This is a genomic window from Arenibaculum sp., assembly GCF_035998295.1.
In the GTDB taxonomy this organism is placed as follows: Bacteria; Pseudomonadota; Alphaproteobacteria; order Azospirillales; family Azospirillaceae; genus DASYHS01.
Genome location: NZ_DASYHS010000047.1, coordinates 63,959 through 74,000 on the forward strand (window position 1 = coordinate 63,959; position 10,042 = coordinate 74,000).

Here is a 10,042-nt window from a genome sequence, read left to right on the forward strand (position 1 = left end):
AGCGCGAACGGCTGCACCTTCTGCGCGGGGGCCGTTGCCGTGCGCGAGGGGGCGCGGCCTGCTCCGGCCGGGAGACGCCTCTTGCCGTCGCGGCCGATGCCGGTTATCGAGGGTCGAGCGCCATGGAATGACGGCGCCCACCCGACGAGAGGACGAGGACGATGCAGCGCGAGGTCGACGCCCCCGCGATCGAGGCGGATGGGCTGGTCAAGAGCTTCGGCGGGACCCGCGCCGTCGACGGGATCGGCCTGCGGGTCCGGCGCGGCACGATCTATGGGCTCCTGGGCCCGAACGGTGCCGGAAAGACCACGACCGTCCGCCTCCTGTCCACCCTGATCCGGCCCGATGCCGGCACTGCCCGGGTCCTCGGCCACGACGTCGTCGCCGAGCCGGCGGCGGTACGCGCGCGCATCGCCCTGACCGGGCAGTTCGCCACCGTCGACGAGGACCTGACCGGCCGGGAGAACCTGATCCTCCTTGCCCGGCTTCTGGGCCTGTCGCGCCACGCCGCGAAGGAGCGGACGCAGGCGCTGCTGGAGGCGTTCGGCCTTGCGGATGCCGCCGGCCGGCAGGCGAAGGCCTATTCCGGCGGCATGCGGCGGCGCCTCGACATCGCGGGCTCGCTGCTGGTGAGCCCCGACCTGCTGTTCCTGGACGAGCCGACGACCGGGCTCGATCCGCGCAGCCGGGGCCAGATCTGGGAGATGGTCCGCGACCTTGCGCGGCGCGGGACGACGGTGCTGCTGACCACCCAGTACCTGGAGGAGGCCGACCAGCTCGCCGACCGCATCGCCGTGATCGATCACGGCCGCGTCATCGCGGAAGGCACCAGCGCCGAACTGAAGGCCTCGGTCGGCTCCGGCGTCCTGCACGTCCGCCTCGGCGACGCGGCCAGGCGGGACGAGGCCCGGGCCCTGCTCTCGGCCGCGCTCGGCGCCGAGGTGCAGGCGGACATGGACCCCAAGGCGCTGAGCGCGCGGCTGCGCGAGCCCGCGGGCGCCATCGAGGCGCTGGGCCGGCTGTCGCAGGCAGGCATCGCGGTCACGGAGTTCTCGCTCGGCCAGCCGAGCCTGGACGAGGTGTTCTTCGCCCTGACGGGCCACGCGGCGACCCCGCCCGGCGACGCCGGGCAGGAGAAGACATCCGGCGACGCCGGGCAGGAGAAAGCGGTTCCATGAGCATCGACGAGACCCCCGGCGGCGGGCCCGCCGCCCCCGCGATCGCGCCGCTGGCGAAGCCGCCGGCGCCCGGGCCGCTGCGCGAGACGCTGATCTTCGCCTGGCGGGCGCTGCTCAAGATCAAGCACACGCCGGAGCAGCTCTTCGACGTGGTGGTCACGCCGGTCATGTTCACGGTGATCTTCACCTACCTGTTCGGCGGCGCGCTGGTGGGATCTCCCGACGCCTACCTGCAGTTCCTGCTGCCAGGCATCTTGGTGCAGACGGTGATGTTCACCTCCGTCTATACCGGCTTCACGCTGAACACCGACCTGTCCAAGGGCATCTTCGACCGCTTCCGCTCGCTGCCGATCTGGCGCCCGGCCCCGATCGCCGGCGCCGTCGCGGGCGACCTGCTGCGCTACACGATCTCCTCCGTCCTGGTGATCCTCGTCGGCGCGGTCATGGGCTACCGCGCGGAGTCGGGCCTGCCCGGCCTCCTGGCCGCGATCCTCGTCCTCGACGTCTTCGCCTTCGGCATCGGCTGGGTGTTCATGGCGGCGGCCCTGCTCGTGCGCACGCCGGGCACCGTCATGACCCTGTCGTGGCTGGTCCTGATGCCGCTGACCTTCGCCTCCAACGTCTACGTCGATCCGGCGACCTTGCCGGACTGGCTGCGGGCCTTCGTCGAGGTGAACCCGGTGGCGCTCGCGGTGACCGCGCTCAGGGGCATCCTGGGCGGCACTCCCGACGCGGCGGAGATCGGCCTGGCCCTGGCGGCGCCCGCCGTGGTGGCGGCGGTCTTCGCCCCGCTGACCATGCGGCTCTACGCGCGGGAGCGGTGACGGCCGCCGCCGGGACTCTCCCGTGCGGGCGCTGTTGACGGCAGTCCATGACGGGCAGGAGGAGACGACATGGCCGACCGCGACATGAAGCATCTGGGCCGCATCACGACCGAACCGGCACCCGAGGAGACCGGGGCCGACGCCGGGAAGACCAAGGCCGCCGAGAAGGCGGTCGCGATGGGAAAGGTCGAGAAGCCCGAGGACGCGGCGCGGGCATCCGCCGCGGACGCCCACCGCGACCGCGGCGGCGTTCCCGAGGAATGACCGGGTGCCCCGCTCTCTGAAGTTGTAGGCCTGGGCGATCCGCGCCCCGGCGTCGTTCTCTGCCTGGGACGTCCGGCACGCAGCCGACGCGAGGGGAGGGAGAGATGGCGCCGATATCGGTTCGCTTCACCTATCACACCGGCCTTGCGGCCGATCTGTTCGGCAATGCCCGCCTCGTCGGCAGTTGGGACGGGGCGGGCAGGCCGGTCGACGCCGGATGGTCGTCCGTGCCGATGGCGGCGGCGACCGGCGAGGATGGGTGCCCCTGCTTCGAGGCGTCCGTCGCCTTCGATCCGGCCGCCGCCGGCCGGGCGTTCCGCTGGGGCGTGCTCCTCGACGGCCCCGGCGGCGCCGACCGCTGGGGCATCGCGGCGGAACCCGACCGCGAGGATGCCCGCGACCTGCACCGGGTATTCACGCTCCGGCCCCACGGGCAGCACGAGGTCTATTATCTGACCCAGTGCCGCCGGCTCGGCGCCAACAAGGCTGGGAACGGGGTCGGGGCCGGAAATGGCGGGGCGGGCATCCGCTTCGCCGTCTGGGCGCCGAACGCCCGGGCGGTCGAGGTGGTCTTCGCGGACCCCGACCGCGGCTACGTCGCCGACGACGGGGCCGGGGTGGTGGACACGCTGCCGATCCCGCCGGAGAACAGGGGCCCGGACGGCGTCTGGTCGGTCGGCCCGGCGGACGATCCCGCGCGCCTGGGCAGCTTCGTGACCCTGGCCGGCCGCCCCTACATGTACAAGATCACCCGCGACGACGGCTCCGTCGCCTACCGGACCGACATCTTCTCGCGCCTGCAGTTCGGCGCGGGCGACGTCAACCCCGCGCACGGTGCCTGGTCCGGCAGCCGCGGCACGCTCGACGGCACCGTCTCCTGCTCGGTCGTGGTCGACCCGGACGTGGTGCTGAGGGACGCCGGGCCGCATGCGGTCGAGGTCTCCGCGGCGGCGTTCTGGGACGGGGAGCACGATCCGGCCCGCCCGGTGCCGACCCGGGTCGAGGACCTCGTGATCTACGAGCTGCATGTCGGCGCGCTGAACCCCGGCCGTGCCGATGCCGGCGACCTGGAGGATGCGATGGCGCTGATCCCCCACCTCGTCGATCTCGGCGTCAACGCGGTGGAACTCCTGCCGATCTCGGAGTTCCGCGACGAGGCCAACTGGGGCTACGCCACCTCGCATTTCTTCGCGGTCGAGACCAGCGCCGGCGGGCGCGACGCGCTGAAGCGGTTCGTGCGGGAATGCCACCGCTACGGCATCGCCGTCCTCCTCGACGTCGTCTACAACCACTACCACCACCACGCCGAGCGGGCCCAGTGGGCCTATGATTCGACCGCGCCGGAGAACAACGCCTGGTACTGGTACGAGGGCCGGCCCGCGGACTACCATCACCCCGAGGGCGGCTACGTCGACAACATGTCGACCGCCTGGGCGCCGCGCTTCCACGAGGAGGTCGTGCGCCAGCTCTTCATCGGCAGCGCCGCCGAGCTGGTCCTGGACTTCCACGTCGACGGCTTCCGCGTCGACCAGACGACGTCGATCCACTCCTACGCCGTCCTTCACGCCGACGGGCGTCCGGCGGACCGCGCGCGGATCTTCGGGGCCAAGTTCCTGCGCCAGTGGGCGCGGACCTTGCGCCTGATCAGGCCGGACGTGCTGCTGACGGCGGAGGACCATTCGACCTGGGAGGACGTGACCAAACCGGCCGAGGACGGCGGGCTCGGCTTCGACGCCACCTGGTACGCCGATTTCTACCACCATCTCGTCGGCGACGGCGGGAAGGGGCCGGACTACGCCAAGCTGCTGCGCACCGCCGGGTCGGGCGACAACCGGCCGCTGGCGATGGGGGCCTTCGCTGGGGCCCTGCGCCACAGCCGGTTCCGGAAGATCGTCTACAACGAATCGCACGACGAGGCCGGGAACGCCGCCGGCTCCTCGCGCACGATCCTGGCCGCGGTCGGCGGCGCCCCGCTCGTCGGCGAGACGCGGCGATGGGCGGAGGCGCGCTGCCGGGTCGCCGCCGGGCTGACGGTGCTCTCGGCGGGCACGCCGATGTTCTTCATGGGCGAGGAGGTCGGCGCCGCGAAGCCGTACCGCTACCATGACTTCACCCGCCATAAGGAGGACATCGTCGGCGGGCGCAACGGGGACGGAAGGGCGCTGTTCGAGTTCTACCGCGACCTCGTGCGGCTGCGGCGCGGCCGGGCCGCCCTGTCGTCGCGCGACATCGATGTCCTCCACGTCCACGACGCCAACCGGGTCCTCGCGTTCCTGCGCCGGCACGGGCGGGACGTCGTGCTGGTGATCGCCAGCCTCAACGACCGGCCCTTCGACCACGGCTACACGGTCGGGAACGAGCGCCTGCCGGACGGAGACTGGACCGAGCTCTTCGACAGCGACGCCGTCCGCTACGGCGGCTGGGGCCTGCGCGCGGGCATCGGCGCGCCCTCCTCATCCAACGGGGCGCTCACCACCGTCCTTCCGGCCAGCGGCTTCGTCGTCCTCGCGCTCGGGCGGGATTGACCGCAGCCGCCGTCACAACCACCCCTTGACGCCTCTTCGAATTATATTTAGGATTCCTAATTAATAGGAGGGCCGAGAATGACCGAGGGGAGCGAAGGCGGGACCGGCAGGCATGTCGTCGCCGGGCTTGCGAAGATCGGGATGGCGCTGCGGAGCCGCGCCTGGCGCGAGGGCGAGCGCCTGGGCCTGACACCGACGCAAGCCCAGGCGCTGGGGCTGGTGCGCGCCCGCGCGCCGCGGCCGGTGCGGCTGTCGCAGGTCGCGGACGACCTGCAGGTCACCCAGGCCACCGCCAGCGACGCGGTGTCGGCCCTGGTCCGCAAGGGCCTGCTGTCGAAGGACCGGGCCCCCGACGACGCCCGCGCGGTGGCCTTGCGCCTGACCGCCGCGGGCGAGGCGGCGGCGGACGGGATCGCGGAGTGGCCGGACTTCCTGCTGCGCAGCGTGGACGCGCTGGACGAGTGCGAGCAGGCGGCCTTCCTGCGCGGCCTCGTGAAGATGATCCGGGACCTGCAGGTGCGCGGCGACATCCCGGTCGCGCGGATGTGCGTGACCTGCCGGTTCTTCCGGCCGCACGTCCACGACGACCCGCGCGCCCCCCATCACTGCGGGTTCGTCGACGCCCCCCTGGGCGACCGCGACCTGCGCATCGACTGCCCGGAGCAGGAGCAAGCCTCCCCGGGGCAGCAGGAAGCCGCCTGGGACCGGTTCGTCCGGAACGGCGCGGCATGACAACGCGGAAAGGGAAGACGATGAAGAGACTGGCGATCGGGGCGGCGGTGCTGGCCCTGGGCATGGCAACGGCGGCGGGGATGGCGACCGCGCACGAGATCGAGGCGAAGGCCGGGGGCGGGGCGGACCCCGCCTTCGACGTCGTGCGCACCGGCATCGCGACCGAAGGCGGGGACGTCGTGTTCCGGATCGCCGTCAGCGGCGAGGCCGCATCGAGCCGGCCGACCCCGACCGGCAAGCTCGCCGGCAGCACGGTTTTCTCCTATGTCTGGCCGACCAGCCTGGACAGCGCGACCGTTGGCTTCGAGGCCGGCCAGGGCATCCTGGCGCTCGCCGTCACCGCGCATCCCGACTTCGACGACACGCCGCTCCAGGACGAGAACGGCGACGGCAGCCCCGGCAACGACGGCGACGTGTGGCACAGCCACTGGGTCGTCCTGGTCCCGGACGAGGCCTGCGGCCCCGGCGCGCTGAAGGTCAGGGACATCCCCGAAGGCACCAAGCCGCGCCTGCCGCCGACCTGGCCGGACCTGCCGATCCTGATCGACAGCCCCGGCCACGAGCCGGAGATCGCCGGCGACACCGTCGAGGTCCGCGTCCCGATCGATCGCCTGGGCGCGGTCGAGGGCGCATCCTTCGACGGCGTCACCTCAGCATTGCGGGTGAACGCCGACATGCACGCGCCGCTGCTGTGCGTCGCCGACGTGTTCGACGTCGCCTCCGGCGACCTCAGCCTGCCCGGCAGGGTCCGTTAGCTGATAGCAGTCACCGCTGCCTGGCAGCATTCCCGGCCTGCTATGGACCACTACGAATGACGAAGGTAGCGGCACAGCAGCATCCTGAACGCTCTCTATAGAGAGACGCCATGCTCCACTGCGATCATGATCGCTTACCTGCGTCGACACTCCAACCTGGGGCGCCTCTGGCAAGATCGGCTGCGGGCGCCCTTCCTTCTGTTCTCTGCCCCATTATCTTAATCAGCGGTCAAAGTGACCTAAGAGCGAGTGTGATACCCTGCCGACCTTGAAGGATCCTGCTTCAGCCCACAGATCGGGAACAAGTGGGCTTTTCAGCCATTTTACGTTACCCTGCTGGATAATCGCTCTGAAGCCCAAAAAGGGGTTTCTCAAGTCGGTTGAGCGCCACCCGACATGGTGCTTGATAGGAGAACCTGAGCATGATGATTGATGGAGGGGCGACAATGAGCGAGCAGCAGCAGAAGGCCATCCTGGAGGCAATCGAGCGTGCCAACGAGCGCGCCAAGAAGGATGCCGACTATGCCCGCCGTACACTGATTGAAGAGGGCGTCTACACGGAGAACGGCGAGCCCGGCGAGCACTATCGATAATCATGTCGGTTTTATCGAACCCCTATGTCCTCGGCTACCACGGCTGCAAGAAGGACATAGGGGAAGCCATCCTCGCAGGCACCAAGCCTCATCTCCGGCACAGCGACAATCCATGGGACTGGCTCGGCAGAGGTATCTACTTCTGGGAAGCTGATCCGGTCCGTGGTTACGAGTGGGCGAAGGACTATTGCGCTAGGAACGGCGGTGAGCCCTTCGTGATCGGTGCCGTGATCCATCTCGGCAACTGCCTGAACCTGATGGACCGGGCCTCGCTCAACACTCTCAAGGCCGCTTACGACACCTTTTCAACCTTCCATGACCGAGCGTTCCCGGACAAACCGCTGCCGGTGAACAAGCCCAAGAGCAAAAGGCACGACCTCGATTGCGCAGTGATCAACCATCTGCACAAGTTGCTTGCGGACAACATTGACGACGAGGGCAATCCGGCACCGTTGCCGCCCTTCAACACGGTGCGTGGGCTCTATCAGGAAGATGATCCGATCTTCGCCGACTCCATGATCAAGGAGCGGACGCACATTCAGATTGCCGTGCTCACGGCCGAGCAGAGCATCCAGGGATACTTCCGGGTTCCTGAGGAACACTACAATTAAAAAAGAACCGTAGGCGGATGTCTGCTTCCGCGGATACTACGCCCGCAGCCGGTCGGCGCTGACGGCCTCCGGGGCGCCCAGCCTGCCCCGAAGATGATCGGCGAGGCGGTCGGCCAGGGCGACCAGCGTCAGCGTCGGGTTGGCGTAGCCGCAGGTCGGGAACACCGAGCTGCCGGCGACGTACAGGTTCGCGACGCCGAACACCCGGCAGTCCGCGTCGACGACGCCTTCGCGCGGCGTCGCCGCCATCCGGGTCGTGCCCATGTGGTGGCAGCCGCCCCACAGCCAGGAGGGCCAGGACGTGTCATCGGCGGACAGCCACGGCTCCGGCACGACCCGACCGAGCCCGAGGCGGGTGAACTCCCGGTCCAGCGTCTCGACCGCGACGCGGATCGTGCGCTTGTCGAGCGGCGTCAGGCGCCAGTCCAGCCGGGCGCGCGGGCGGCCGAAAGGGTCGCGCTCCGTGCTCAGCGTGACGCGGCTGTCGGGGTTCGGCGCCTGCTCCGAGCGCGTGAACACCGCACAGGTCCGGCCGCGCGCATAGGCGAGCGCCCCCGCGACGCTCGCCGGCAGGTCGGCGCCGATCGTGCGGACGAGGCGCGCGAACTCCTTGTCGTGCGCCAAGGCGCCAAGACCGAACCGGCCAAGGCCGAGCCCGCCGCGCCCAAGCCGCGCCGCCAGGTCCTTGAGCGCGCCGTATCCCGGCGACGCGCGTCCGGTCGAGGGGTCCGGCAGATAGTCGTCGATCAGGATCGCGCTGTAGTTCAGCACCTCGTGGCGCCGCTGCGCCGGTTCGGACAGCGCGATGCCGGCCCCGATCGAGGTCCGGCGGACCTGGCGGCGCCGGTACGCCTTCAGCCAGCGCCGGCTTCCGGCGAAGCGGACCGTCGCCGAGCGCACATGCGGGTGCTCCATGAAGTGGCGGCCGACGAGGTCGTACCCGTTGCCGAGGCCGGCCGGCGTTTCGGCGGTCGAGGCCAGCAGCAGGCGCGCGTTCTCGATGCCGCCGCAGGCCAGCACGACGGCGCGGGCGTGGATGTCGGCCCGGCGGCCGTCCGGGCCGGCGACCCGGACGCCGGTCGCCCGGCCGCCGGCGTCCGTGGCGAGGATCTCGACCACGGTCGACGACAGCATGACCGCGACGTTGCCCGCCTCCTGCAGCTCCCGCCCGAACTTCCGGCCGAAATTGATGCCGGGGCAGTATTGCCAGACGCAGGTTTCCAGGTGCTGCGGGTCGAAGGCCCGGAAGGCGACGCCGTCCGCCTCCCAGTTCCCCGGGGCGTAGCCCGCCGGGTCGGCCGAGAAGAGGTCGCGCGCGTTCGCGTAGGCCGCTTCCAGTTCCGGAGCGCCGATCGGCCAGCCGGAATAGGGGATCCAGGATCGCCGTCCGAAATCGGAGGGGCTCATCGCGGCGATGGCCGTCGGCCAACGGCGCCGGTCCTCCGGCCAGCCGTTCATGGAGCCGCCGAACCGCCGGTAGCGGCACTCGTGCAGCGGCGAGTATGGCAAGCCCGCGTTCTCGCCCCGGGCCAGGTCCTGCATCTCGCGCGAATGATCGTGCGTGCCGCTCTCGATCAGGCAGATGCGGAGGCCGCGGTCGCGCGAGAGCTTCCTGGCGATGGTGATGCCCGCCGGCCCCGCGCCGACGATCGCGACGTCGAAGCGGGGCGGCGAGGAGGGGGCGTGCCTGATCATGGCTGCATCGACAGCCGCCGCCGGGGTTCGGTTCCCCGGTCCGGCTACTTTGCCGCTGGATCGGAGCCGGACAGCGGAACCGGTTCGGCCAATACCATGGCAATGCCGTCGGGCTGGTAGGCCGCCTCGTTGATGAAGACCGGATACACCGGCCCCTCGCCCCGGTGGGCCACGACCTCCCCGTCGAACGTCCGGAGCAGCGGCCCGCCGGGAGCGACGGGCTCGTAGTCGCGGCCCTCGCGGGCGGCGTGGACCATGGCCGTGGGCCGGCCGGCGGCATCCCGCGGATAGAGCACGGGTCCGATCGGGCGATAGGCCGTCACCGGCGGTGCGTCGGGGATCTCCTCCTGGGCCTCCTCGATCGCGCGCAGCAGGTCGCGCAACGCCGTCTCCATCGCGACGACGGCGGCGTGGCTCAGCGTGTTCTGCACCACGGGCCCGATCTCCAGCGTGAACGACACCGGCACGACCGAAGGAAGGTAGGGCTGCTGCCCGACCGTCCCGTAGCCCGGCAGCAGGATCCTGGCCGACGCGTTGAACGCCGCGAACTTCCGCAGGATCGCGACCGACAGGGGATCGGTGCCGACCGGCACGATGGTCGTCCCCATGTTCGCGTTGGTGGTGTGGAGGTCGATGATGCAGTCCGTCCCCGTCCGCTCGGCCCCTTTCGGCCCGAGGGCGCGGTCGAGTTCCCGTGCCAGCGCCGCCTCGCGGGGCTGCGGGTCCTCCGCGCCCGGGGTCTGCGCGCCGAAGCGGCGGTTGAGGTCGGCGTCGACATACCGCCGCCGGGCGGCGATCGCCTCGGGGTTGGCGATCAGGGTGCGGATGTCGAGGCGCCCGCCGGGCCGCGCGGGGCGGCTGCGCA

Annotated in this window: 10 protein-coding genes; 8 read left to right on the forward strand and 2 right to left on the reverse strand. The window is 70.8% G+C overall.

The window, feature by feature from the left end:
* The first annotated feature begins 161 nt into the window (after window positions 1-161).
* The 8 genes from VGO20_RS05125 to VGO20_RS05160 all read left to right on the forward strand — a co-directional run bounded on the left by VGO20_RS05125 (window position 162) and on the right by VGO20_RS05160 (window position 7,482).
* Window positions 162-1,178, forward strand: coding sequence for an ATP-binding cassette domain-containing protein (locus VGO20_RS05125; protein WP_327501222.1), 1,017 nt, complete (start codon window positions 162-164; stop codon window positions 1,176-1,178).
* Window positions 1,175-2,002 (forward strand): ABC transporter permease, encoded by an 828-nt coding sequence (locus tag VGO20_RS05130; RefSeq protein WP_327501223.1) that lies wholly within the window; start codon window positions 1,175-1,177, stop codon window positions 2,000-2,002. Before VGO20_RS05125 ends, VGO20_RS05130 begins: the two co-directional genes overlap by 4 nt.
* A 69-nt stretch (window positions 2,003-2,071) precedes the next feature.
* Window positions 2,072-2,266 (forward strand): hypothetical protein, encoded by a 195-nt coding sequence (locus VGO20_RS05135; protein ID WP_327501224.1) that lies wholly within the window; start codon window positions 2,072-2,074, stop codon window positions 2,264-2,266.
* Between the two features lie 104 nt (window positions 2,267-2,370).
* Window positions 2,371-4,791, forward strand: coding sequence for an alpha-amylase family glycosyl hydrolase (locus tag VGO20_RS05140; RefSeq protein ID WP_327501225.1), 2,421 nt, complete (start codon window positions 2,371-2,373; stop codon window positions 4,789-4,791).
* A 78-nt stretch (window positions 4,792-4,869) separates the two neighbouring features.
* Entirely contained in the window at window positions 4,870-5,523 is a 654-nt protein-coding gene (locus VGO20_RS05145; RefSeq protein WP_327501226.1) for a MarR family winged helix-turn-helix transcriptional regulator, read from the forward strand.
* A gap of 20 nt (window positions 5,524-5,543) precedes the next feature.
* The gene (locus VGO20_RS05150) at window positions 5,544-6,278 is read left to right on the forward strand and encodes a hypothetical protein (RefSeq protein WP_327501227.1); all 735 of its coding nucleotides are present in this window, start codon (window positions 5,544-5,546) and stop codon (window positions 6,276-6,278) included.
* A gap of 446 nt (window positions 6,279-6,724) precedes the next feature.
* Window positions 6,725-6,871: a hypothetical protein gene (locus VGO20_RS05155; protein WP_327501228.1), complete on the forward strand. Its 147-nt coding sequence runs from the start codon at window positions 6,725-6,727 to the stop codon at window positions 6,869-6,871.
* A gap of 2 nt (window positions 6,872-6,873) precedes the next feature.
* Complete coding sequence (locus VGO20_RS05160; protein ID WP_327501229.1) at window positions 6,874-7,482, forward strand: hypothetical protein; 609 nt, start codon at window positions 6,874-6,876, stop codon at window positions 7,480-7,482.
* 36 nt (window positions 7,483-7,518) lie between these two features.
* Here VGO20_RS05160 and VGO20_RS05165 read toward each other — a convergent pair whose 3' ends face one another.
* Both VGO20_RS05165 and VGO20_RS05170 read right to left on the reverse strand, forming a co-directional pair.
* The gene (locus VGO20_RS05165) at window positions 7,519-9,177 is read right to left on the reverse strand and encodes a GMC family oxidoreductase (protein ID WP_327501230.1); all 1,659 of its coding nucleotides are present in this window, start codon (window positions 9,175-9,177) and stop codon (window positions 7,519-7,521) included.
* Between the two features lie 44 nt (window positions 9,178-9,221).
* The coding region (locus VGO20_RS05170) for an aspartoacylase (protein WP_327501231.1) at window positions 9,222-10,042 on the reverse strand (821 nt) is incomplete at its 5' end.